22 protein-coding genes are annotated in these 22,864 nt (G+C 56.7%); 5 read left to right on the forward strand and 17 right to left on the reverse strand.

The features are described 5' to 3' along the window. From pilW to ACQUQU_RS10240, 7 genes are all read right to left on the reverse strand, one after another. Window positions 1–798, reverse strand: coding sequence for a type IV pilus biogenesis/stability protein PilW (gene pilW / locus ACQUQU_RS10210; RefSeq protein ID WP_430459578.1), 798 nt, complete (start codon window positions 796–798; stop codon window positions 1–3). Beyond that, on the reverse strand, window positions 795–1,928 hold the full coding sequence (rlmN, locus tag ACQUQU_RS10215; RefSeq protein WP_430459579.1) for a 23S rRNA (adenine(2503)-C(2))-methyltransferase RlmN: 1,134 nt from the start codon (window positions 1,926–1,928) through the stop codon (window positions 795–797). Before rlmN ends, pilW begins: the two co-directional genes overlap by 4 nt. 87 nt (window positions 1,929–2,015) lie before the next feature. Beyond that, a complete protein-coding gene (ndk, locus tag ACQUQU_RS10220; protein WP_430459580.1) occupies window positions 2,016–2,441 on the reverse strand; it encodes a nucleoside-diphosphate kinase in 426 nt (141 codons plus the stop codon). A 206-nt stretch (window positions 2,442–2,647) separates the two neighbouring features. Further along, window positions 2,648–3,808 (reverse strand): aminotransferase class V-fold PLP-dependent enzyme, encoded by a 1,161-nt coding sequence (locus tag ACQUQU_RS10225; RefSeq protein ID WP_430459581.1) that lies wholly within the window; start codon window positions 3,806–3,808, stop codon window positions 2,648–2,650. 90 nt (window positions 3,809–3,898) lie between these two features. Continuing rightward, the gene (iscR, locus tag ACQUQU_RS10230; RefSeq protein ID WP_430459582.1) at window positions 3,899–4,384 is read right to left on the reverse strand and encodes a Fe-S cluster assembly transcriptional regulator IscR; all 486 of its coding nucleotides are present in this window, start codon (window positions 4,382–4,384) and stop codon (window positions 3,899–3,901) included. 88 nt (window positions 4,385–4,472) lie between these two features. After that, window positions 4,473–5,294: a serine O-acetyltransferase gene (cysE, locus tag ACQUQU_RS10235; RefSeq protein WP_430459583.1), complete on the reverse strand. Its 822-nt coding sequence runs from the start codon at window positions 5,292–5,294 to the stop codon at window positions 4,473–4,475. Then, entirely contained in the window at window positions 5,284–6,066 is a 783-nt protein-coding gene (locus tag ACQUQU_RS10240; protein WP_430459584.1) for an RNA methyltransferase, read from the reverse strand. Before ACQUQU_RS10240 ends, cysE begins: the two co-directional genes overlap by 11 nt. Window positions 6,067–6,222: 156 nt before the next feature. Between ACQUQU_RS10240 and ACQUQU_RS10245 the strand changes: the two genes are divergently transcribed. After that, window positions 6,223–6,996 (forward strand): inositol monophosphatase family protein, encoded by a 774-nt coding sequence (locus ACQUQU_RS10245; RefSeq protein ID WP_430459585.1) that lies wholly within the window; start codon window positions 6,223–6,225, stop codon window positions 6,994–6,996. A 53-nt stretch (window positions 6,997–7,049) separates the two neighbouring features. Continuing rightward, complete coding sequence (locus ACQUQU_RS10250; protein WP_430459586.1) at window positions 7,050–7,184, forward strand: hypothetical protein; 135 nt, start codon at window positions 7,050–7,052, stop codon at window positions 7,182–7,184. A 58-nt stretch (window positions 7,185–7,242) separates the two neighbouring features. On the opposite strand, the gene ACQUQU_RS10255 is transcribed toward ACQUQU_RS10250, so the two are convergent. Next, a complete protein-coding gene (locus ACQUQU_RS10255; protein WP_430459587.1) occupies window positions 7,243–7,734 on the reverse strand; it encodes a cold-shock protein in 492 nt (163 codons plus the stop codon). A 135-nt stretch (window positions 7,735–7,869) separates the two neighbouring features. Between ACQUQU_RS10255 and ACQUQU_RS10260 the strand changes: the two genes are divergently transcribed. After that, on the forward strand, window positions 7,870–8,130 hold the full coding sequence (locus ACQUQU_RS10260) for a SlyX family protein (protein WP_430459588.1): 261 nt from the start codon (window positions 7,870–7,872) through the stop codon (window positions 8,128–8,130). An 88-nt stretch (window positions 8,131–8,218) separates the two neighbouring features. Here the strand turns inward: ACQUQU_RS10260 and ACQUQU_RS10265 are convergent, their stop codons facing one another. From ACQUQU_RS10265 to ACQUQU_RS10275, 3 genes are read right to left on the reverse strand one after another with little or no spacing between them, the layout of a single operon-like run. Continuing rightward, window positions 8,219–10,120 carry a Gldg family protein gene (locus ACQUQU_RS10265; protein WP_430459589.1) on the reverse strand — a complete coding sequence of 634 codons (1,902 nt, stop codon included), beginning with the start codon at window positions 10,118–10,120 and terminating at the stop codon, window positions 8,219–8,221. Between the two features lie 12 nt (window positions 10,121–10,132). Continuing rightward, a complete protein-coding gene (locus ACQUQU_RS10270; RefSeq protein WP_430459590.1) occupies window positions 10,133–10,867 on the reverse strand; it encodes an ABC transporter permease subunit in 735 nt (244 codons plus the stop codon). A 9-nt stretch (window positions 10,868–10,876) separates the two neighbouring features. Next, on the reverse strand, window positions 10,877–11,794 hold the full coding sequence (locus ACQUQU_RS10275) for an ABC transporter ATP-binding protein (RefSeq protein ID WP_430459591.1): 918 nt from the start codon (window positions 11,792–11,794) through the stop codon (window positions 10,877–10,879). Between the two features lie 316 nt (window positions 11,795–12,110). Here ACQUQU_RS10275 and plsB point away from each other — a divergent pair, with 316 nt between their 5' ends. Then, window positions 12,111–14,567, forward strand: coding sequence for a glycerol-3-phosphate 1-O-acyltransferase PlsB (gene plsB / locus ACQUQU_RS10280; RefSeq protein ID WP_430459592.1), 2,457 nt, complete (start codon window positions 12,111–12,113; stop codon window positions 14,565–14,567). Between the two features lie 273 nt (window positions 14,568–14,840). On the opposite strand, the gene ACQUQU_RS10285 is transcribed toward plsB, so the two are convergent. The 6 genes from ACQUQU_RS10285 to ppc all read right to left on the reverse strand — a co-directional run bounded on the left by ACQUQU_RS10285 (window position 14,841) and on the right by ppc (window position 22,332). Beyond that, window positions 14,841–15,632 (reverse strand): class I SAM-dependent methyltransferase, encoded by a 792-nt coding sequence (locus ACQUQU_RS10285; RefSeq protein ID WP_430459593.1) that lies wholly within the window; start codon window positions 15,630–15,632, stop codon window positions 14,841–14,843. Then, window positions 15,632–16,429, reverse strand: coding sequence for an undecaprenyl-diphosphate phosphatase (locus tag ACQUQU_RS10290; RefSeq protein WP_430459594.1), 798 nt, complete (start codon window positions 16,427–16,429; stop codon window positions 15,632–15,634). The genes ACQUQU_RS10285 and ACQUQU_RS10290 overlap by 1 nt, the downstream gene beginning before the upstream one ends. 16 nt (window positions 16,430–16,445) lie before the next feature. After that, window positions 16,446–17,138, reverse strand: a complete 693-nt coding sequence (gene tsaB / locus ACQUQU_RS10295; RefSeq protein WP_430459595.1) for a tRNA (adenosine(37)-N6)-threonylcarbamoyltransferase complex dimerization subunit type 1 TsaB — start codon at window positions 17,136–17,138, stop codon at window positions 16,446–16,448. A gap of 127 nt (window positions 17,139–17,265) precedes the next feature. After that, window positions 17,266–18,165, reverse strand: coding sequence for a hypothetical protein (locus tag ACQUQU_RS10300; RefSeq protein WP_430459596.1), 900 nt, complete (start codon window positions 18,163–18,165; stop codon window positions 17,266–17,268). A gap of 654 nt (window positions 18,166–18,819) precedes the next feature. Continuing rightward, window positions 18,820–19,476: an adenylate kinase gene (gene adk / locus ACQUQU_RS10305; protein WP_430459597.1), complete on the reverse strand. Its 657-nt coding sequence runs from the start codon at window positions 19,474–19,476 to the stop codon at window positions 18,820–18,822. 201 nt (window positions 19,477–19,677) lie between these two features. Further along, window positions 19,678–22,332 (reverse strand): phosphoenolpyruvate carboxylase, encoded by a 2,655-nt coding sequence (ppc, locus tag ACQUQU_RS10310; protein WP_430459598.1) that lies wholly within the window; start codon window positions 22,330–22,332, stop codon window positions 19,678–19,680. 164 nt (window positions 22,333–22,496) lie between these two features. Here ppc and ACQUQU_RS10315 point away from each other — a divergent pair, with 164 nt between their 5' ends. After that, window positions 22,497–22,829, forward strand: a complete 333-nt coding sequence (locus ACQUQU_RS10315) for a type 1 pili tip component (protein ID WP_430459599.1) — start codon at window positions 22,497–22,499, stop codon at window positions 22,827–22,829. Window positions 22,830–22,864: the final 35 nt, after the last annotated feature.

The following is a 22,864-nucleotide window of genomic DNA, read 5'->3' on the forward strand; positions in this document are numbered from 1 at the left end:
TTATTTGGCTCCGGACAGGGAGTCCTGATACTGACGATATTCGTTGGAATTCGGGAAATTGCGCTTCAGCTCAGTCGCCATAGCGACGGCTGATTTCGTATCCTGACGCACGTTGGCCAGCTTGATGCCAAGCCACAGGGTGTGCGCGTTGTGCTGGCTCTGCTTGCGCTGCACCAGACGTTCAAAACGGTCGAAATACTTGTAGGACTCGTCGTAGCGGCCAGCTTCGAACATCAGGGTCGAGGCATTCACCAGCGCTTCCGCATTGTACGGCGCCAGACGCAGGGTCTGACCGAAGGCTTCAATGGCCGGTTCGGTTTTACCCTGACGGTAGAAATTCATCGCCAGATCGTTGAACGCGGACGCGCGGTTCTCGTAATAACGGTCATCGGCGGCGGCTTTCAGGTACTGCTCGGCGTCTTTGTAGCGTTTGTTCTGAGAGTACAGACGACCCAGATGATGGCGGGCCAGCGACATGGAAGGGTCGGCTGACAGCGCTTTTTTGAACGATTCTTCGGCGTAGTCGTACTCGCCTTCTGACTGCCAGACCAGCCCCATGGCATCGTTGGCCGGTGCGTAGTCGTCGTCAATGGTCAGGGCTTTCTGCAGACGCTGACGGGCCAGATCCGGATGCCCGTTCTTGAGGTAACCCAGACCGAGCTGGGTATAGTTTTCGACCGCTTTTTCCGGTGACGCCTTCTTGGTGAAACGGCTTTCTGTCACGGTAACGCAGGAGGCCAGAGCGGCGGACAGCACGCAGGCCAGTGACAGTCGGAATAAAACGGTCTTACGGATCATACAGAATTCCCCCGGGGCGAATCGTCCAGTTGTACCGCGTTAATGTAGCGCTCACTGCGCCGTGTACGGTCTTCCACGCGCCCCACCAGCTGACCACAGGCCGCGTCGATGTCGTCGCCTCGTGTAGAGCGGATGGTCGCAATAAAGTTCTTGCTGATCAGATAATCGCGGAAACGATACACGCGATTATTGCTCGGGCGTTTATACCCTGAATTCGGGAACGGGTTAAACGGAATCAGGTTGATCTTGCAGGGTGTATCACGCAGAACTTCGGCCAGCTGCTCAGCGTGCTCGAGTTCGTCGTTGACGCCTTCCATCAGGGTGTATTCGATGGTGGCCTTACGACGGTCCGGCAGCTTGTTCAGATAACGGTTGGTGGCCGCGATCAGTTCTTTGATCGGATACTTTTTGTTGATCGGCACCAGCTGGTTGCGCAGTTCGTCGTTCGGCGCGTGCAGGGACACCGCCAGCGATACGTCGATCACGTCGCCCAGCTTCTCCATCATAGGCACCACACCTGAGGTACTCAGGGTCACGCGACGCTTGGACAGACCGTAGGCGTTGTCGTCCATCATCAGCTGCATGGCATCGACCACGTTGTCGAAGTTGAGCAGAGGCTCACCCATGCCCATCATCACCACGTTGGTGATTTTGCGCTCACGGCGCTCGCCCGGCTCGTGGAAGCTCATGGCCGCCACGTACACCTGACCAATGATTTCGGCCACGGACAGGTCACGGTTAAAGCCCTGCTTACCGGTGGAGCAGAAACTGCAGTCGAGGGAACAACCGATCTGCGAGCTCACACACAGGGTGCCGCGGTCTTTTTCCGGGATATAAACGGTTTCGATCGCGCTGCCGCCGTCGACACGCATCACCCATTTACGGGTACCGTCTTTCGAGAAATCTTCATACACCACTTCCGGCAGACGGATTTCGCAAATCTCGCTCATGCGTGCACGCAGCGGTTTGCTCATATTCGTCATATTGTCGAAATTCGGTTCGCCGTACTGATGAATCCATTTCAGCATTTGCTGGGCACGGAATTTCTTTTCACCCAGATCGGCGAAGAAAGCTTCCATTTTGGCGGGCGACAGCCCCAGCAGATTGATCTTTTGATTGGTTTCAGACATCAGTGCGCACCTGAAGTGATGGTCTTGCGGAGAATCGGAGAGCCCGCAGGCTCTCCCGGTTCTTTCTGCAGCAGAAAGAAGCGCCGATTAACGGCCGCAGAGTTCTTCAGCAGAGAAGAAGTAAGCGATTTCGCGTTCTGCAGAAGCAGCAGAGTCAGAACCGTGTACTGCGTTCGCGTCGATGCTCTGAGCGAAATCAGCGCGGATGGTACCGGCAGCCGCTTCTTTAGGGTTGGTAGCGCCCATCAGTTCGCGGTTTTTCGCGATGGCGTTTTCGCCTTCCAGAACCTGAACAACAACAGGACCAGAGGTCATGAAGCCAACCAGATCTTTGAAGAAAGGACGCTCTTTGTGCTCAGCGTAGAAACCGCCAGCTTTTTCGTCGTCCAGTTTGATCATTTTAGCGGCAACGATTTGCAGGCCAGCTTTTTCGAAACGGGTCATGATTTCGCCGATTACGTTTTTGGCCACAGCGTCAGGTTTAACGATGGACAGAGTGCGTTCAACAGCCATTTTAAGCTCCCAGATAGATGTTTATAGGGTTATGGAAAATAAAACCCGCGGATTATACGCACCTTTTGATGAAAGGTGTACGCATGGCGGGCCTTATGGATAAAGATTTGGCACTGTTTTTGTAGCGCTTGGTAAAGACCTGACACCGGCACAGGCGAAAGCCACCGAAAACGGCGGCAAAGCCGGTGCCATCAGGCACAACCGGGTCAGCCGCGCAGCATGGCTACAACCCGCGCGACCTCGGCAATCACAGCCTCTACCTCGTCAGAGGTGGTGAAACGCCCCAGACTGAAACGGATACCGGCATGCGCCAGCGCGTCGCTGCGGCCAATGGCCTTCAGCACAAAGGAAGGTGCTACCGTAGCCGAGTTGCAGGCCGAACCGGACGACACCGCCACTTTCGCCAGCGACGCCAGCAGAATTTCTCCGTCGACCCCACCAAAGCTCACATTCAGGTGATTGGCCGTGCGTTGGGTTGCGTGGCCATTGAGGTACACGTCACCCAACGCCTGCAGACCAGCCCAGAGCTGATCACGCAGCCCGCGGATACGGGCTTCGTCCGCCGCGCCCTCTTCGGCCACCAGCCGCGCCGCCTCACCCAGACCGACCAGCTGATGGGTTGCCAGCGTACCGGATCGCATGCCGCGCTCATGGCCACCGCCGTGAATCTGTGCCGCCAGTTTTACCTGTGGCTCACGCTTCACAAACAGCGCACCAATGCCCTTAGGGCCATAGAATTTATGGGCCGACACCGACAGCAAGTCGACCTGCCAGGCCTTCACATCCACCGGAATTTTGCCGATGGCCTGTGCGGCATCGACATGAAACACCGCGCGGTGCTTACTCAGCAGCGCGCCGATCGCCGCCACATCCGTGAGAGTACCGAGTTCGTTATTCACCGCCATCAGGCTGACCAGACACGTCTCCGGACGCAGGGCATCCGCCACCTGCTGCGGGGTAATCAGACCATCCGCATCCGGCGTCAGATAGGTGACTTCAACCCCCTGATGCTGCGCAAGCCACTTGCACGGATCGAGTACCGCCTTGTGTTCAATGGCGGAGGTAATGATGTGCAGCGGACCGGTCTCACCGGCGTCACGCAGCGCTTCAACCACGCCTTTCAGGGCGAGGTTATTGGATTCGGTCGCACCCGAGGTCCAGACGATTTCACGCGGATCGGCCTTCAGCAGATCGGCCAGCTGGCGACGGGCATTCTCAACCGCCTGCTCAGCCTGCCAGCCATAACGATGGGAACGGGAAGCCGGATTGCCAAAATTTCCGTCCAGCGTCAGGCACGCCGCCATGGCCTGCGCCACACGCGGGTCGGCGGGGGTTGAGGCTGCGTAATCGAAATAATGGGCTTTCATTCCTACCTTCCATCCGGACTCGGGGTCCGCCAAATAAAAAACGCCGGGTATTGTCCGTACCCGGCGTTCTGGGTCAAGCGATCGTCAGGTTCAGACCAGTTCTTCGTCTTCGCTGAAGATGGCTTCAATACGGTTACGGGCACCGTTGTCCTGACGTTCGGCAATGCTCTGAATTTCTTTGCGTTCGATCAGACTGGCCAGCGTAATGCCTCGCAGGAACTGATGAATCTGATCGCTCAGATCGAGCCACAGATGATGCGTCAGACACGGGTGGCCATCCTGACAATCGCCGCGACGATTGCAGCGGGTGGCTTCCATCGATTCGTTAACCGCATCCACGATGTCGGCCACGTTGATCTCAGCGCCATCACGGCTCAGACGATAACCACCGCCCGGACCACGCACGCTGGCCACCAGACCAGAGCGGCGCAGCTTGGCAAACAGCTGCTCCAGATACGACAGGGAGATGCCCTGACGGCCGGAAATATCATTCAGACTGACCGGCCCCTGCTGGGCGTGAATCGCCAGATCGAGCATGGCGGTTACCGCATAGCGGCCTTTGGTGGTTAAGCGCATCGTCAGTCTCCCATAAAAATCATGTGGAGATTATGCGTATATCCGACTGATTCAGTCAACTTTAAAAGCCGTTACTTTGTATCTGGATTTACTTGCTGTCGGCCGTGGTTTCGCCGCAGCAGCCTGACCCTTTTTCTGCCTTCTCACGATTGTCGTCGTTGAGCGCAACAAAGGTCTCTTCTTCCAGACGCGGCAACGCGTCGGAGCAGGTGGTATCACCCAGCTGGCTGAGGGCTTTGCACATAGTGTCGATCTTGGCGTCCACTGCGTGCATGTGATCCATCAGGTTATGAATGGAGCGGGCAATCGGGTCCGGCATTTCGTCGGCCACGCCGTAGGCATCGAAACCGATCTTCTCGGCGATTTTGCGGCGCTGCTCGTCCAGCTCTGCCGACACCTTACGCACGATACGACCCGGAATACCGACCACAGTGGCGCCCGGCGGTACTTCTTTGGTCACCACGGCATTGGAGCCGATACGGGCGTTCTCACCCACTTCAATCGGCCCCAGCACTTTGGCGCCGGCACCCACCACCACGCCGTTTTTCAGGGTCGGGTGACGCTTGCCTTTATTCCAGGTGGTGCCGCCTAAGGTAACACCATGGTACAGGGTGCAGTCGTCGCCGATTTCGGCGGTCTCACCGATCACCACGCCCATGCCGTGGTCAATAAAGAAGCGGCGGCCAATGGTGGCACCCGGATGAATCTCGATACCCGTCATCCAGCGGCTGAAGGTCGACAGCAGGCGGGCCAGCCACTTAAAGCCTTTGCGCCACAGCCAGTTCGCCACACGGTAATGCAGAATCGCGTGCAGACCCGGGTAGGTAGTGATCACCTCAAAGGTATTACGGGCCGCCGGGTCACGCTCAAACACACTGGCGATATCTTCGCGGATTTGTTTAAGACTCAAGATCAGTCCCCTTTTGGGCTTGTTGTTCTGTAACAGCCTGCGCCTTGCGCTGAGCCGCAGCCAGCATGCCACGCAGAATATTCACTTCGGTTTTGTCCGGCGCCGCGCGCTGCAGCAGACGACGCAGACGTGGCATCAGCTGCTTCGGAGTATTGGGGTCGAGGAAGCCGATATCAATCAGGGTTTGCTCCATGTGGCGGAACAGACTTTCCAGCTCGCCGTGCGTGGCCAGGGGGTAATCCCAGGTGACGCCCCACTGGCCATCACCTTCTTCCTTTACCGGATCGACCAGCGCGATGCGCATTTCGTAGCACAGCACCTGAATGGCCTGAGCAACGTTCAGCGACGAGAAGTTTTCATCGGTCGGAATGTGCACATGGGCATGACACAAATGCAGCTCTTCATTGGTCAGTCCGCGGGATTCGCGGCCAAACACCAGCGCAATCTGGTTGCCGGCCGGAATCATCTCGGCCACCTTGGCACCCGCCTGACGTGGTGTCATCAGCGGCCAGGGAATATGGCGGCTGCGGGCACTGGTGCCAACCACCAGACCACAGTCGGCAATGGCGTCTTCCAGCGTGGGCACGATCACCACGTTGTGCAGAATGTCGTCGGCGCGGGATGAACGCTGAATGGCGTCTTCATCGATGGAGGCGATCGGATCGACCAGCACCAGCCGGCTCAGACCCATGTTTTTCATGGCGCGGGCCGCTGCTCCGATGTTGCCGGAGTGGGTCGTGTTCACCATGACGATGCGAATATTGTCGAGCATAAGCTCCTTAACAGACCGGGTTTATGCAGGGAAGTGGCCGACCAGCGTCAGCACGAAGTTGGGGCACGGAGTGTAACGCAAAACAGGCATCGACAACCAGACTGAGGCTGATATAATCCCGCGCCCCAAAATGTTCTTTAAGAGATAGCGATCCCTATGCAGCCCATGGTGAACCTGGCGTTGCGCGCTGCGCGTAATGCTGGCCAAGATCTGGTCCGTCGTCTTGACCGTTTCGATTCGTACCAGAGTACCGATCAGGAAAAGGCTAAGTTTGTTGCAGACTGCACTATCGGTCTGGAAAAGGGCGTGATTTTCGAACTGAAAAAAGCCCTGCCGGAACACAACTTTGCTGGCCGTGAAACCGGCACCAATGGCGACCAGGCGAATCAGCCAACCTGGCAGATCTGTGTTATCGACGATCTGTCCAACTTCCGCGTAGGGATTCCGTCTTTTGCCATCATCATCACCTGCATGATCAGCGGCAAAGCTGAACACACAGTCGTGATCAACCCGATCAACGGTGATGAGTTCACCGCATCCCGTGGCCGTGGCGCCCAGATGAACAACCGTCGCATCCGCGCCGGTGGCATCAATGCACTGGAAGACGCCATCGTCGGTTACACCCAGCCAATGGGCAGCAACGATGCCGCGTTCGATCAGCGTCAGCGTCTGCAGCGCCTGATGACCAACGCCTTCGACCTGCGCAACATCGGCTCCAACGTGCTGTCCATCTGCTACGTCGCCGCCGACCGCTTCCAGGGCGCTCTGCTGAGCAACGTTGACGAATACGCCCTGAACGCCGGCAACCTGATTGCAGGCGAAGCCGGCTGTCTGATGTCGGACGTCAGTGGTCAGCCACTGCTGCGCGCACCCGCCAACGTCGCGGTTGCCAATCCACGTCTGCTGAAAGCACTGCTCGCCCGCGACTGATTGATCGCCACTGGCAACCTTCTGCATCGGGCCTACACTCAGAAGTGAAACCGATGCGGGAGGTCGATATGGGGCTCTGGCAACAACTCACTCTGATACTGCAGTGGATCGCGGAACCTATGGGCTGCGACGAACTGGACCTGCACAAGCAGGCAGATACTGAGCTGAGCGTGCGCGTTAAACACTGACGCCCACAAACAGCAGACATAAAAAAAGCGGCTTACGCCGCTTTTTTTATGCCCCGAATCAGCGAACCGCTGACACGTCTTCCGCCTGCGGGCCTTTCTGACCGCGCACCACGGTGAATTTCACCCGCTGACCTTCGGTCAGTGAGCGGTGGCCCTGACCTCGAATTGAGCGGAAGTGTACAAACACGTCTTCGCCCTGATCCCAGGTAATAAAGCCAAAACCTTTTTTCACGTTGAACCACTTCACCACGCCACGCTCGCGACCGTCTTCCACGTCTTCTTCAACGATGGTACCGCTGGAACGGAAACGACGACGACGGGACGGTGCCAGCTGAGCCGATACGAAGCTGATAACACCAGTAATAACACCCAGCACCAGCAGGAAAGCGAGCATGCCCGGAACGTCGAGCAGGTTATCGGCAGTCACCAGAGTACCATCCGCCAGTTGCAGACCTTCGACCATCGCCGGCAGCAAACCCACAACCACCAATGGCAGCACAACCGCACACACAACCGCTACCAACAGTCTTCTTAACAGTAATTTACCCATGCGTTATCCCGTATGACTCGTTAATATCAACACCAATGTAATAAAGAAGGTCCGTCAGGACCTTTGACAAGTCGGGTATGAAAGCCCAATTCATTAAAAAAATCAACACGATAGCCAGAGGGTATAAGGCGTTCTATGAGCGACTCAACACAGCAGCCAAGCGGTCAGAAAATCCACGACGAACAGGCACAACAACGGATTGATGAGCTGGAAATGCGCGTGGTTTACATGGAGGACACCATTGAAACGCTGAACCAGCAACTGGTTGCCCTGACTCAGGAATTCACGCTGGCCAAGCAGGCAATGCAACTGCTGAACCGCCGCTTCGAACAGATGCAGTCAAACAATGGCCTGATTAAAGACATTTCCGAAGAAACCCCGCCGCCGCATTACTGACAAAGCGGCCATAAAAAAGCGCAGCCAGGCTGCGCTTTTTTTTATTTCGGCGCCCGCTCCCCGAACCAACCGGTTCAGGGGCAACTGGCTAGAGCGAGTCTGTACGCCGGCGCCACCAGGCAAACAGCCCGAGCAACAGGGTAAACAGCAAAGGCATCACGAAGATATTGATCACCTTAAGACGGGTGCCCAGGGCGTCGATGTCTTTATCCAGCTCATGCTGCACGGTGCGCAGTTCTTTGCGGATCTCCAGTTTTTTCTGCTGAAAACCCTCAAGCGCCTGCTGTTGTTCCGCCGACAGCGTCAGCACGCCGTTATCGCCGTCGCGCTGATTCTGCAGATCGGCCAGCTGCTTTTCGGTGTCATCCAGTTCCTGCTGCAGGCGCTTTTCACTGGCCAGAAAGCGCTGCTCCGCATCGTGGCGCAGATCTTCCACCACCTCGAACGGACGACTGAACTGGCCACGCGCCCGCAGGCTTATAAGATCGGCACTGCCGCCCAGATGATCGGCGAGGTTGATCACCAGCGAGCCGTTATCCGCCCACGGCGTGGCAATGCGCTGGCCAAAGAAGCGCTGCACCTGCACCCACAGCCGGTCCGTCAGGATATCGGTATCAGCGACCAGCGTTACCGCCAGCTTGTCGGTGGCGTCCAGATGGCCTTCAGTTTTTCGTGCCGGCGCACCGTCTTTGTCGCTGACGCCGTCAGCGAACGCGGTTTGCGCATGGCCGGACAAACGCACTGCAAAGGCATAATCATTGCCAGTCGGCACAAAGGAGCGCTGCAGGTCCATCAGATCGCCGGCCATGCGCAGACGATTGGTATCGATCAGCATGGCGTCATCGCTGCTCACCAGCCAGGGCTCAAAGTCGGTGGTCGCGCCGTCATGGCGTGTAAAATGACCGGCGCTGCTGACGTTGACCGACTCCAGCTGAGCGGTCACGACGTCGTCGGCGTTCATGGTCGACGCGTCCAGCGACAGCAGTCCGAAATGCCGCACCGGTGGACGGTTGTCACCCTGACTGACCACCAGACCGTGCTGCGCATCCAGCACCACCTGATCCGGATTCCAGTCCACCCCCCAGGCTGTCAGCAACTTGCTGAGGCTGGTCGGTGACCCCTGATCGCCCGTATCAGCCATCATACCTGCCATCATGCCGCCGTTCTGTGCGGCCTCTGCCAGCGGATCGACAAAGGCCAGCACCCGTCCGCCGCGCAGGGCAAACTGATCAATGGCGTACAGAGTGGCATCGGTCATTTCCGGCGGCTGAATCAGCATCAGCACATCCACGTCGGCGTCGATGCTGGTCAGCTCTGGCGACAGGGAACGCACATCGTACAGGCCTTCCAGCTGATCGATCGCCGCCCACGCCGGGGTCGGTCCGCCGCTTTGCATATCAAAGCCGCCGCGCACGTTCAGCCCGCTGAGCAGACCAATCACTACCGGATGCGTCTGTTCGACCTGATAAATCAACTTCGTCAGTTCGTATTCCAGAAACGGCTCGCGCTCAGGCTGCAGAAACGCCAGCTGACCTTTGCGCGGCTTCGCAGCCGCCCCCTGCTGATCAGCCGCCGCCGGCGTCACTTCGGCCGTTAAACCGAAATACAGGGTGTCGTTGCCATTACCGATGGGCACGCCCTGCAGTCCGGCCGCCGCAGCCTGATCTTCCTCTTCCGAGAAGGGCTCCGGATCCACCGTTTTAACCGTCAGCCGGCCGCCGGACGCCAGCGCGTATTCGTTCAGCAATTCTTCGACGCGCTGCTTATAAGCACGCAGTGCCGGCAGATCGTTGCTGGCGCTTTCCGAGAAATACAGCGTCAGCGCCACCGGATCATTCAGCGACTGCAGAATATTGCGGGAGCCCTGCGACAGGGTGAACAGCTTTTGCTCGGTCATATCCAGACGGCCATTGCTGCCCAATAAACGCAGACCCGCGGCCACCACCACAAACACCACCGCCAGCGCGGCCAGATTAAGCCATTTATTCATATCAGCTCCTCCTCAGCGCGCTTTTTTCATGGCCAGTACCTGGACGGTGGCAGCCAGCCAGACCGCCATCACCAGCACAAAATACAGAACATCCCGCAGATCCAGTACGCCGCGTGACAGCCCCTGAAAATGCGTCATAAAACTCAGACTGGCGACCAGATCGACCACAGATTCCGCCGCCCAGCCGCGGAAGAAATCGAGCACCATAGGAAAGCCTGTCAGCATCAGCAGGAAGCAGATCAGCACCGTCAGAATAAACGCCACAATCTGATTGCGGCTGAGCGCCGACATGCAGGAGCCCACGGCAATAAAAGCACCGGCCATCAGCCAGCTGCCAAGATAACTGGCGATAATCACGCCGTTATCCGGCTGACCGAGATAATTCACGGTCAGCCACAGCGGAAACGTCAGCGCCAGCGCCAAGCCGGCAAACAGCCAGGCGGCGAGGAATTTACCCAGCACCGCCTGCCACAGGGTCACCGGCAGCGTCAGCAATAATTCAATGGTGCCGAGCTGACGCTCCTGCGACCACAACCCCATGGCAATGGCCGGCATAAAGAACAGGTACAGCCACGGGTGAAAATTAAAAAAGGGCAATAAATCCGCCTGCGAACGCTGGTAGAAATTGCCGAGGTAAAAAGTAAATACGCCGGCCATCATCAGAAAGATCAGCACAAAAACATACGCCACCGGCGTGGCGAAATAGGCCGACCACTCACGCCGGCAAATGGTTAATAACGACGACATGACAACTCCTTAAACACCGGTCAGCGAGCGGAAAACATCGTCCAGACGGCCGCGCTCAATATGCAGCGTGTCCAGCGGCCAGCCATGATGTTCGATGGCGGCATTCACCTCATGAAAAAGACGCTCGCCGGGCTGAGGAAACAGTCGAAACACCAGCCCGCCTTCGCTTTCGTCCACCTCAGCCACACCGGGCAGTGCGGCAAATACGGCAGCCGCCTGTACCGGCTGCTGAAAACGCAGGGAAATGGCCTGATGAAAACGCGAACGCGCTTCCAGTTCCGCCGGCGTGCCGTCGGCCACTTTGCGCCCACGGGCGATGATCATGGCGCGCGAACAGACGGCCGATACTTCTTCCAGAATATGGGTCGAGACAATCACGATTTTGTCTTCAGCAAGATTGGTGATCAGATCGCGCACCTGTTGTTTCTGGTTCGGATCCAGACCGTCGGTGGGTTCATCGAGAATCAGAATATCCGGGTCGTGCAGCAGCGCCTGCGCCAGACCAACGCGGCGTTTAAACCCCTTGGATAACGTCTGTACCGGCTGGCTCAGCACCTCACTCAGGTCGGTCAGCGTCGCCACGGTCTGCAGACGCTGCTTCAGCAGGTTGCCGCTCAGTCCACGCATGCGGGCGATAAAGCGCAGAAATGCCAGCACCGTCATATCACCGTAAGCCGGTGCACCTTCCGGCAGATAGCCCAGACGGCGACTGATCGCCAGCGGCTGGGTTGCCACATCCTGCCCGAAAATACGCACCCGCCCGGACGAAGCCGGCAGAAAACCGGTAAGCATTTTCATGGTGGTGGATTTGCCCGCGCCGTTAGGGCCGAGAAAGCCCAGAACCTCGCCGGGACGCACCTCAAAGGACAGATCGTCCACCGCGGTAAAATCGCCGAAGCGTCGCGTCAGATGTTCAACTTCAATCATATCGACTCCCCTAATGTTCCTGCCCGGCCGGGCAGACAAGCCAACACGCGGCCGCAGATAAAGACCGCCGGTGCAGATTGACCACGGCGGTGAAAGCGGGTTCCGTGGGCTCATAGGGAACAGACGTCAGAAAATGTCAGCGAACGGCGGCTGGCCAATATCCTGATGGGGTTAAGGCCGTACTAATGAGGAGAGCGGCAGGTGCGCATCAGCCAAGTGCGCGGCTTGTCACAGTGTGACTTCTTTAACCGTTTTAACGCCCGGCGCGGCAGGGTAAACTCCGCGGGCATTTTTATCTGTGTTATCGAGTACCCTGATGAATATTTTCCGTAAAGTGCGCGCCCTTATCTTCCGCGCTCAGCAAAAGTGGCTGTACAGCATCATTAAAACCCAGATCATTGGCCCGGATATCAAGGACTTCACCATTGATCCGGACAAGCCTGTGATTTACGCCATGCTGTATCCATCCCACGCTGAACAGCTGGTGATTGACCGCGAAGTCAGCCGTTTCGGCTGGGGCAGCCCACAGGACGACCGCACTGAACGTCGTCTGCCGGCCAAACCTTTCTTTGCCATTTACCGTCGCGCGCGTCCTTTCTCCCGCAAGCAGGGCACTCCGGTGGTCGCCCGTCAGTTGATCAAGCAGGCCGAATGGCTGACCGAAGACGCCAGCCGCGACATTCAGGTGGTGCCGGTACGGGTGTTCTGGGGACGTGCGCCCGCCAAAGAAGGCTCATTCCTGAAAATCTGGCTGCAAAGCACCGGCGCAATCGGCGGCCGTCTGGCCAAGCTGATGGCGATTATTTTCAACGGCCGTAACACCTTTGTGCATTTCAGTCGTCCGATTTCCCTGCGCGAACTGGCCGACAACGAAACCAACGCCGAACTGATTTCACGCAAACTGGCGCGTGTACTGCGCGTGCACAACCGCCAGGTTTCTTCCGCCGTACTCGGCCCGGACCTGTCCCACCGCCGCACTCTGGTTCACCAGATCCCGAACCGCCCGCTGGTGCTGAAAGCCATTGAAGAAGAAGCCGAAAGCAAAGGCATCAGCAAAGCCAAGGCACAGCAGCGCGCGCTGAAATACGCCGATGAAATTGCCTCGAATATTTCCTACACCAACGTTCGCTTCCTCGATGTGATGCTGACCTGGGTATGGAACAAAATTTATGACGGCATTCAGCTCCACAATATGGAGAACCTGAAAGACGTTATTAAAGAGAACGAAATCATCTACGTACCGTGTCACCGCAGTCATATCGACTATCTGCTGCTGTCGTACGTGCTGTATCACCACGGTCTGCAACTGCCGCAAATTGCCGCGGGTATTAACCTGAACATGCCGGTGGTCGGTCCGATTCTGCGCCGTGGCGGTGCCTTCTTTATGCGCCGTACCTTCCGCGACAACAAACTGTACGCCGCGGTGTTCGATGAATACCTGCATTCCGTGTTCTCCGGCGGTTTCTCGACCGAATATTTCGTCGAAGGTGGCCGTTCCCGTACCGGCCGTACCCTGAGCCCGAAAGCCGGTATGCTGGCGATGACCCTGCGCAGCTATCTGCGTGATTCACGCAAACCGATTCTGTTTATGCCGGTGTACACAGGCTACGAAAAAGTATTCGAAGCCAACAGTTACTTGGGCGAACTGCGCGGCGCCAAGAAGAAGAAAGAAAGTCTGATCGGCGTGCTGGGCACCCTGCGCTCTTTCAAGCGTTCGTTCGGTAAAGTGAACGTGACCTTCGGCGAGCCGATTTACTTCACCGAATTCCTCGACCGTGAACATCCGGGCTGGCGTGAAGAAGATTACGACGCCTGTGATTTCCGTCCGGACTGGGCACCGAAAGTGGTCGACCAGCTGGCCAAAGAAGTGGTGACCGGTATTAACACGGCCGCGTCCGTTAACCCGGTGAACCTGACGGCTCTGAGTATTTTGTCGGCGCCGCGTCAGGCCATGGAAGAACAGCAACTGATTATTCTGATGGAAGCCTACCGCGACCTGCTGGCGTCGAACCCGTACAGTGGCATTACGGTGCTGCCGGAAGGCAACGGTGCCGACTGGGTGGCCTACGCCGAAAAACTGAATGTGGTTTCACGCAGCAAACACCCGCTGGGCGACCTGATTCAGACCGACGACCGTCAGGCCGTTACCCTGACCTATTATCGCAACAACGTGCTGCACCTGATCGCACTGCCGTCGCTGATCGCCTGCCTGTTCGTGAACAACCAGCGCTACACCGAAGAACAGGTGCAGCAACTGGTTGCCCTCTTCTATCCGTACCTGAAAGCCGAGCTGTTCCTGCACTGGAATAACGGCGACCTGACGGTCGAAGTAAAACGCTGGCTGAATGCACTGCAAAGCCGTGGTTATCTGATTCTGAACGACAAGGGCTACCACGCCACTCCAGCAAGCAGTAACGAATACGTGCTGCTGGCGGGCATGGCCGGCAACGTGATGCAGACGCTGGAACGCTACTTCCTGACGCTGAGCATTCTGCGCCGCCACGGCAGCAACCGCCTGACCGCGCAGAATCTGGAAGAACAGGCGACCCTGCTGGCGCAGCGTATCAGCATGCTGTACGGCATTAACTCGCCGGAATTCTTCGATAAAGCCCTGTTCCGCACTCTGATTCAGCAACTGATTGGCGAAGGCCGTATCAGCCGCAACGACGAGCAGGTGCTGACCTTCGGCGATGGTCTGGAGCCTCTGACCGAAGCACTGGAAGATATTCTTGAAGGCGCCCTGCGTCAGAGTATTCTGCGCAGCCTGCAATAACCTGCCGTTACCGCGTCAGGTTTGAGTATTAAAAAACTCCAGACCTGAAGCGGACAGGCAACACCAATAAAAGGCAACACCAATAAAAAAGCCGGCAGATGCCGGCTTTTTTATTCGCTGAACGTTTACCCATGTCTTTTATTGGATGGGCTTTCTGTTGGACGGGCGTTGTAACAGCCAGGAGGGCTTCGACCAGTCGCAGGGCCTGCCCTTCATTATTACTCAGCCAACCGTTAAGCACGCGTTAACCATGGCGCAGATTACAACGCCAACTCAGCGGTCGCTCAGCGGCGCCACTTTAGCTTTGACATACACATCAAAGCGGTTGGATTTACCCGTCAGGTCATAGGTCGGTTTACGCCCGGCCAGCGGCTCGGCTTTGCGCGCGCGCTTCACCACCACGCGGCAGCGGGCACAGGCCAGAGCACGATCGAGCAAATCATCGGCGTCGGTATCCTGCCCCACGACATCGCGGAACGCCTGCATGTCTTTTTTCACCAGTGCCGTCTGTTTCGGGTCGTGATCGAACATGGGGTCCAGATACACGATATCGGGCTTAGCGGCTTCATCCGCCGCCGGCACCAATAAATCGTGACTGCTGCCATAGGTCAGGGAAATGCGCGCAAGAATATCGGCAATGTCATGATCCTGTGCCCCACGGGCTAAGCCGTCGGCCAGCAATGCTGCCACAAGCGGATTGCGTTCCTGCGCGTATACCCGGCATCCGAGCGTCGCCAGCACAAAGCTGTCACGGCCAAGACCGGCGGTGGCATCAACAACGGATGGTTTGTACGGCCCCGTCACGCCGATGGCTTTGGCGATATCCTGCCCCAGACCACCACCGAATTTACGCCGGTGCGCCACCGCGCCTTCGGAGAAATTGACCTGCACCGCAGAGCGCGGATTATCACCACTGCGTAATGACAGGCCAGATGCATCAAGACACAGAAAAAAGCCGGGCTGACTGAGCGTATCGGCCGGCGCCAGCGTTAAACCGAAACGCTGACACCAGTCGCTGGCCACGTCCGCCAGTGCGTCATCCAGACAAATCAGTACGTCGGACATCAGACAAAGAACACCAGCAGCACACCACCGAGAATCAGGCGGTAAATCACAAACGGCAGCATGCCAATGCGGCTGATAAAGGCGAGGAAGTAGTAAATACACAGCCAGGCACTGACCGCCGACAGAGCAACACCGAGCAACAGCGATTGCCAGTCAACCGGCAATACCGACTGCGCCAGCTCCAGCGTTTTCAGACCACCAGCGGCCATGATCAGCGGAATGGACAATAAAAATGAAAAGCGGGCCGCATCCACACGGTGCAGGCCAAGCAATAACGCAGCGGTCATGGTGATACCGGAACGGGACGTTCCCGGAATCAGGGCCAGCGCCTGCGCTACACCAATGATCAGTGCCATGCTCAGGGTCATGCTGGCCAATGTGCGTACCTGTCCGGATTTGCGATCGGCAATGCCCAGCAAAATACCAAAGCCGATGGTTGCCCAGGCGATCACTTCAACCGAACGCAGATTCGCTTCAATCCAGTGATCCAGCACAAGACCCGCAACGCCGGCGGGAATCGTGGCCAGCGCGACATACCACGCCAGTCGCCCATCGGCATTGGGGGTACGGGTAAAACCCGTGGTCAGCCAGCCGCCGATCAGATTCAGGATATCGCGGCGGAAATAAGCAATCACGGCAAGCAAAGTACCGACGTGTACCGCCACGTCAAAGGCCAGTCCCTGATCAGCCCAACCGAAAATCTCCGACGGCAGAATCAGGTGCGCCGAACTGGAAATCGGTAAGAACTCCGTCAGGCCCTGCAGCAACGCCAGTACAACAATTTCGATAAAATCCATGAACGATGAAATCCTGTCAGTTAGGTTTTAAGAGGCTGGGTTGTTCATCCAGCTTTTTCCACGCCACCGAATCACGCAGGTACACAGGCTGATGCTGGTCGATTGCACCAAACGCGCCCTGCGCCCATTCACGCTGCGCTAAGCGCAACATGACATCGGCCCGAGGATAAATATCACTGAAGTCCTGACGTAAGTCGGACAGTGCCGCCAGGCGTAAACCGTCACCCGCAATCACACCGGTGAAGTTCTCCAGTGCCTGCCGGAATTGTTCTGGCGAACCCACGTGTTCGGCGCCGGTCAGACAGCAAAGATCCGCCTGACGTTCAAACAATCCCCAGAAAACTTCGCCCATGTGCGCATCCATCACCGCCAGCACCTGGGTGGCATCACTGCGGTCAAACGCCTGCTGAGCGACGGCCTGCAACGAAGAAATACCGGCCACCGGCAAATTCAGGGCAATGGCAATGCCCTGCATAACGGACGCAGCGATACGTATCCCGGTAAAAGAACCCGGACCACGGCCATAGGCCAGCCCGTTAATATCACGACGGCTCAATCCGCCAGCCTGTATTACTTCGTCCACCATAGGTAATAAACGCTGAGCATGACCGCGCGGTTGCAGCTCGGTAATTTCCCAGTGCTGTTCCTGATTACCCAAAGCAACCGAGCAAAGTGCGGACGACGCGTCCAGAACAAGAAGACAAGACATATTCACCACCTGACATCAGACGGCGCATTGTAGCATAGGGAAAATCCTCGCCCGACCACCGGGTTCGGAAAGGCAGCGGAAATAAAAAAGCCCGGTGATCACCGGGCTTTTTCGCAAGCAGATGCTATCAGGCTTCTACTTTCGCTTTTGGCGGACGGCCACGACGCTTAGGCGCAGTACCGGCTGCAGCAGCCGCTGGCTTAGCCTTGGCTGGACGACCGCGACGCTTAGGAGCGGCGCTAGTAGCAGCTGCTGGCGCAGCAACTTTGGCTTTAGCCGGACGACCACGACGTTTAGGCGCAGCACCCTCAGCAGCGACAGGCTTAGCTTTCGCTGGACGGCCACGACGCTTAGGAGCAGCACCGGCAGCCACTACTGGCTTGGCTTTCGCAGGACGGCCACGACGCTTAGGTGCAGCACCTTCAGCAGCTGGTTTCGCTTTTGCAGGACGACCACGACGCTTAGGCGCCTCTGCTGCTTTTGCAGTAGCAGTCGCTTTTGCTTTCAGCTTTTTAGCTTCAGCAGCGGCTTTGGTGGTTTCTTTTGCAGCACGGGCTTTTACCAGAGCGGCGTCTTTCTTAGCACGGGCAGCTTTCCATTTGGTTTCGAAAGCGGCAACGGCTTTTGCCAGTTCTGCATCGGCTTTAGCGGCCAGGGAAGCAGCGAATGCTTCAACAGCAGCTTTGGCTTTTGCCACAGCTTCTTCAGCCTTCGCTTCGATCTGAGCTGCTTTAACTGCAGTTGCTGCAGCACGTGCAGCGGCAGTCAGAGCAGACAGTTTTTCTTTTTCAGCTTTCACTTTGGCATTGGCAGCGGCCGCAGCACGCTTACCAGCCGGAGTGGTTTTTGCTTTTGCTGCAGCAGCTTTCTGAGCGGCGGCATCAACTTTTGCTTTTTGAGCGGTAACCGCTGCAGTTGCTTTTTCAGCAGCCTTAACAGCATTTACTACAACCGCCGGTTCAGCCGCAGCAACTTTAACTGCTGGCTTACGGCCGCGCTTGGCTGGAGCTTTCTTTGGTCTGGCCATAGGGGGATATCCTCTGAAGTTTTCCTGATCAGGTAACTTAACGCTAGCACAAATATATATGCGCACGTTCTGACGCAAGCAATAATAGTATTTTTATTTTAAAAACACCAAAGTTTTAACAAATTGACGGCCGATATACCGGCTTAAATGCCACTTTGGCCCGAATATTCTTTTCATCGTGGTACACGCTGTTAAATAAAGTGCTCTGCTTTTTATTCGGGCCAGCCTTTAAACGTGACCCTCCGAATTTCCGATATAAACATCCGCCCGCTATTACGCTGAATAAACGTATGTTCAAAACCGTGTAAAAACGTCAGTAATCTGAAAAGCTAACTCATTGAATACAAAGAATTATTTTAAAATAACTATTCATCATCGGACGCTGACTCCGGAATCAGCACCACGGACAACCCGCACGCCGGGAAGCACACTGGTGCTTACCAAGTGGAATTGTGCGTGGTGAAACGGAGCGCAAATGCGGCTGTTGGCCGTCCTCTGGTATGAAAATTCTGTGCGACAGACACTGAGAGGCAGGTCAGCCTGTAAAAACGTAAAGAAGGCGACATCTGCAACGGCTGACCATGGCGGATGGTCATTTCCGGCGCGCGGGCATAAAAAAAGGGCCCCGAAGGACCCTTTTTTGACGGCAGACGCTTACTTCTGCAGAGCCTGCATCACGCGATCGGTGATTTCATTCAGGGAGCCAACGCCCGGAATGTGGCTGTACTGAGGTGCCTTTTCGCCTTTAGCGGCTTCCAGCTTTTTGTAAAAGCTGACCAGCGGAGCAGTCTGATCGTGATAAATAGCCAGACGCTTACGTACGGTTTCTTCTTTATCGTCGTCACGCTGAACCAGATCATCACCGGTTTCATCGTCTTTACCTTCCGCTTTTGGCGGGTTGTAAACGACGTGGTATACGCGACCTGAACCCGGGTGCACACGGCGACCGCTCAGACGCTTAACAATTTCTTCATCGGCTACGTCGATTTCAACCACGTGGTCGATATCAACGCCCGCTTCCAGCATAGCTTCTGCTTGCGGAATGGTGCGTGGGAAACCGTCGAACAGGAATCCGTTTACGCAGTCAGACTGCTGGATACGTTCTTTTACCAGGCCAATGATAATTTCATCAGAAACCAGACCACCGGTTTCCATGATTTCTTTTACCTTAAGACCCAGTTCGGTGCCGGCTTTTACGGCAGCGCGCAGCATGTCGCCAGTAGAGATTTGCGGGATAGCAAATTTGTCGCAGATGAACTGCGCCTGAGTACCTTTACCGGCACCTGGCGCGCCCAACAGAATTACGCGCATGCGCATACTCCTCGTGGTTAACAGAAACTGTCCCCGACCGGTCAAATTGTACAAAATTCAACCAATTACGGAAAAAATAGGCCTAACCTTACTCTGAGCGCCGATATTGCTCAAGTCATTGTGACGAAAAAGCGGGCCACCGCCCGCCAGACTTTCGTATACCTTTAAGACAAACCCGCGCCGCCGCTGGGGCGGCTGGGATCAGCCGGTATTGCGCATGCCCGCGGCAATACCCGCCATCGACACCTTAAGGGCGCGTTCAATCTCGTTACTGACCACGTCCTGATCCTGCCGCTCACGGTAAAGCAGCTCGGCCTGCAGGTAATGCAGCGGGTCGGTGTACGGATTGCGCACGCTCATCGAGTGCAGCAAGGCCCGGTTGTTTTCCAGCAGAGTGGTCTGCTCTTTTACCTGCAGCACCAGTTCGCGGATCCGTTCCAGACGCATGCGTAACTGACTGCCCAGCGGTTGCAGATCGGCCTCGACCAGACGGCTCTCATAATACTGTGCAATTGCCAGATCGGCTTTGGATAACACCATTTCCAGCATATCAATATACGTGCGGAAAAATGGCCAGCGCGCGTACATGGTTTTCAGTTCATCCAGCTGACCCGCCGCCACGGCTTCGCCAATGGCTTCATCAGAACCGAGCCACGCCGGTAACATCAGGCGCATTTGTGTCCAGGCGAAAATCCACGGAATAGCACGCAGCGTTTCAATGCCGCCACCGCTTTTCCGTCGTGCCGGACGACTGCCCAGCGCCAGTTTACCCAGTTCCTGTTCAGGTGTTGCCGCCCGGAAATACCGCACGAAATCGGTCGTTTCACGCACCATGGCCCGGTACGACCGCACACCGCTGTGCGCCAGATTTTCCATCATGTCACGCCATTCCTGCTGCGGCAGATCCGGCGGTAATAAATTCGCCTCGAGCACAGCCGACACATACACCTTCAGGTTGCGCACGGCCACATCCGGTAAACCGAATTTAAAGCGGATCATTTCGCCCTGTTCTGTCACACGCAATCCATTGGCAACGGAACCCGGCGGCTGAGCCAGAATGGCGCGGTGCGCAGGACCACCACCACGGCCGACGCTGCCACCGCGGCCGTGGAATAAGCGCAGCTTAATGCCCTGCTCATTCGCCACTTTCGAGAGCACTTCCTGTGCCCGGTATTGCGCCCAGACAGCCGCCAGCTGACCGGCGTCTTTCGATGAATCGGAATACCCGATCATGACCTGCTGATGGCCCTGGCAATAATGGCGGTACCAGCCCACGGACCAGAGTTTTTTCATGCGCGGTGATGCTTGTTCAAGGTCATCGAGGGTTTCAAATAATGGCACCACCGGCATGTGATCGCGAACACCACAGGCCTGCAGCAGCAAGGCCACCGCCAGAATATCGGAGGGCTCACTGGCCATGGAAATGATGTAGCACGACACACCGTCACCCGCCCGGGTGGCGAGCACTTTCATGGTGTCGAGCACTTCAGTGGTCTCGGCCGACGGTTGCCAGCGCGCCGGAATTAACGGCCTGCGCGACTGCAGCTCGGTCAGCAGGAAATCCTGCTTCTGTTGTTCCGGCCAGGCGCGATAATCCCCCCAGCCGTAGTAGTCGCAGATCTCGGCCAACACATCGGCATGGCGGGTCGATTCCTGACGAACGTCCAGCCGCACCAGTGTCAGACCAAAACAGGCAACCCGACGCAACGTATCAAGCAGGTGGCCATTGGCCACGGTATCCAGCCCCTCTTCCACCAGGCTCTGGTAACACAGCATTAATGGCTGCAGTAATTCATCTTCATTCAATAAAGGCTCGGCATCGGACTCCTGGCCTTTGGCCTGAGCCGCAGCCCAGACACGGGTGCGTTCGAGTTTGACGCGCAGCTGATGCATCACTGCCCGGTAGGGTTCGAGCGTTTCCGCGCCGACCAGTCGACGCAGTTCTGCCGACGCCGGGCTCATCGACAACTGCATACCCAGCTCTTCGATATCGCGCAAATAAAGGTCGGCCGCCATCCAGCGCGCCAGATACAGAACTTCGCGAGTAACGGTTGAAGTGACATTGGGGTTCCCGTCGCGGTCGCCGCCCATCCAGGAAGAAAAACGCACCGGTGCGGCGGTCAGTGGCAACGCGCCTGCCCCGCGGCTGCGCAGTTCCTGATCGAGGTTGCGCAATAAATCGGGCACCGCCTGCCACAAGGAATTTTCGATAACGGCGAAGCCCCATTTGGCTTCGTCGACCGCTGTCGGCCGCACCTGACGGATTTCGTCTGTGTACCAGATTTCTTCTACCACCGAAGCCAGCTGTCGTTCAATGGCGGCAATGCCCGGATGGCCGTCGTGCAGGTCGTCACGCTGCTGCAATAAACGGGCAATCAGGTCGTATTTCTGAATCAGGGTACGGCGGGTAATTTCGGTTGGGTGAGCGGTGAGCACCAGCTCAATATTCACATCGGCCACTTTATGCGACAGATCAACGCCGGTAATGCCGGACGCCTGCAGACGGTCGAGCAGCGTGCTGAACATTTCCTCAACATCGTCCTGCAGAAAATCGCTGCGCCGCCAGCTGACGCCATGCTGCTGTTCGGCAATATTGGCCAGATTCAGGAACTGGTTAAACCCGCGTGCCACTGGCACCAGCGCATCATCGGGCATGGTTTTCAGCATGGCCAGTAAACGGTCACGTTCAGATACTTCACCCGAGCGGGCTTTTTTCGCTTGTTTACGGATATCTTCAATCCGTTTCAGCATGGACTCGCCGTACTGATTTTCGATGGTATTTCCGAGCAGCTTGCCCAGCATGCGCACCTTGTCGCGCAGCAGCGGATCAAGTTCTGACGTTTCCTGCTTCCCCATAACAGTCCATCCTTTCTGACCTCAGCAACTGCCTTCACCTTAGCCGCAGCGGCCAGGCTTTGCATCATTTATCAGGTATTAAGTAACACTTTGTTTTTCCGGGGGACAGACGGCAAAAAGGCGGACTAGGCTGAGCAAATGATTGAGTGAAAAGGACCTGAACAATGAAAGCCGCCGACCTGCTGAACCAATGGGAAAAAGAATTTGGTAAACCTTTGAGCGCCACCCGCTACGAGGTGTGCCTGAATGTCAAAGACGCCGCCCGCCTCGAAGCCCTGTCCGAAATGTTTCCGGGGGCGACCAAAGAACGCATCATCCGCGATCTGGTCAGCGCTGCGCTGAACGATCTGACCAGTGGCTTCCCCTATGTGGAAGGCGACAGCGTGGTCGCACGGGATGAGGAAGGTGATCCTGTGTACGAAGATGTGGGACCTACGCCGCAGTTTCTGCAGTTAACCCGCAAACATCTGAACAAGCTGTCAAAAGACCGCCATTAAAAGCCGGTATTTAACCGACCGGGTTTAAAGACCGT

Source organism: Thalassolituus sp. LLYu03 (assembly GCF_050507655.1).
Taxonomy (GTDB): Bacteria; Pseudomonadota; Gammaproteobacteria; order Pseudomonadales; family Oceanobacteraceae; genus Venatoribacter.

Coding starts and splice junctions, on each gene's coding strand:
- pilW (WP_430459578.1), bottom strand. CDS start 798: ATGATCCGTAAGACCGTTTTATTCCGACTGTCACTGGCCTGCGTGCTG.
- rlmN (WP_430459579.1), bottom strand. CDS start 1,928: ATGTCTGAAACCAATCAAAAGATCAATCTGCTGGGGCTGTCGCCCGCC.
- ndk (WP_430459580.1), bottom strand. CDS start 2,441: ATGGCTGTTGAACGCACTCTGTCCATCGTTAAACCTGACGCTGTGGCC.
- ACQUQU_RS10225 (WP_430459581.1), bottom strand. CDS start 3,808: ATGAAAGCCCATTATTTCGATTACGCAGCCTCAACCCCCGCCGACCCG.
- iscR (WP_430459582.1), bottom strand. CDS start 4,384: ATGCGCTTAACCACCAAAGGCCGCTATGCGGTAACCGCCATGCTCGAT.
- ACQUQU_RS10240 (WP_430459584.1), bottom strand. CDS start 6,066: ATGCTCGACAATATTCGCATCGTCATGGTGAACACGACCCACTCCGGC.
- ACQUQU_RS10245 (WP_430459585.1), top strand. CDS start 6,223: ATGCAGCCCATGGTGAACCTGGCGTTGCGCGCTGCGCGTAATGCTGGC.
- ACQUQU_RS10250 (WP_430459586.1), top strand. CDS start 7,050: ATGCGGGAGGTCGATATGGGGCTCTGGCAACAACTCACTCTGATACTG.
- ACQUQU_RS10255 (WP_430459587.1), bottom strand. CDS start 7,734: ATGGGTAAATTACTGTTAAGAAGACTGTTGGTAGCGGTTGTGTGTGCG.
- ACQUQU_RS10260 (WP_430459588.1), top strand. CDS start 7,870: ATGAGCGACTCAACACAGCAGCCAAGCGGTCAGAAAATCCACGACGAA.
- ACQUQU_RS10265 (WP_430459589.1), bottom strand. CDS start 10,120: ATGAATAAATGGCTTAATCTGGCCGCGCTGGCGGTGGTGTTTGTGGTG.
- ACQUQU_RS10270 (WP_430459590.1), bottom strand. CDS start 10,867: ATGTCGTCGTTATTAACCATTTGCCGGCGTGAGTGGTCGGCCTATTTC.
- ACQUQU_RS10275 (WP_430459591.1), bottom strand. CDS start 11,794: ATGATTGAAGTTGAACATCTGACGCGACGCTTCGGCGATTTTACCGCG.
- plsB (WP_430459592.1), top strand. CDS start 12,111: ATGAATATTTTCCGTAAAGTGCGCGCCCTTATCTTCCGCGCTCAGCAA.
- ACQUQU_RS10285 (WP_430459593.1), bottom strand. CDS start 15,632: ATGTCCGACGTACTGATTTGTCTGGATGACGCACTGGCGGACGTGGCC.
- ACQUQU_RS10290 (WP_430459594.1), bottom strand. CDS start 16,429: ATGGATTTTATCGAAATTGTTGTACTGGCGTTGCTGCAGGGCCTGACG.
- tsaB (WP_430459595.1), bottom strand. CDS start 17,138: ATGTCTTGTCTTCTTGTTCTGGACGCGTCGTCCGCACTTTGCTCGGTT.
- ACQUQU_RS10300 (WP_430459596.1), bottom strand. CDS start 18,165: ATGGCCAGACCAAAGAAAGCTCCAGCCAAGCGCGGCCGTAAGCCAGCA.
- adk (WP_430459597.1), bottom strand. CDS start 19,476: ATGCGCGTAATTCTGTTGGGCGCGCCAGGTGCCGGTAAAGGTACTCAG.
- ppc (WP_430459598.1), bottom strand. CDS start 22,332: ATGGGGAAGCAGGAAACGTCAGAACTTGATCCGCTGCTGCGCGACAAG.
- ACQUQU_RS10315 (WP_430459599.1), top strand. CDS start 22,497: ATGAAAGCCGCCGACCTGCTGAACCAATGGGAAAAAGAATTTGGTAAA.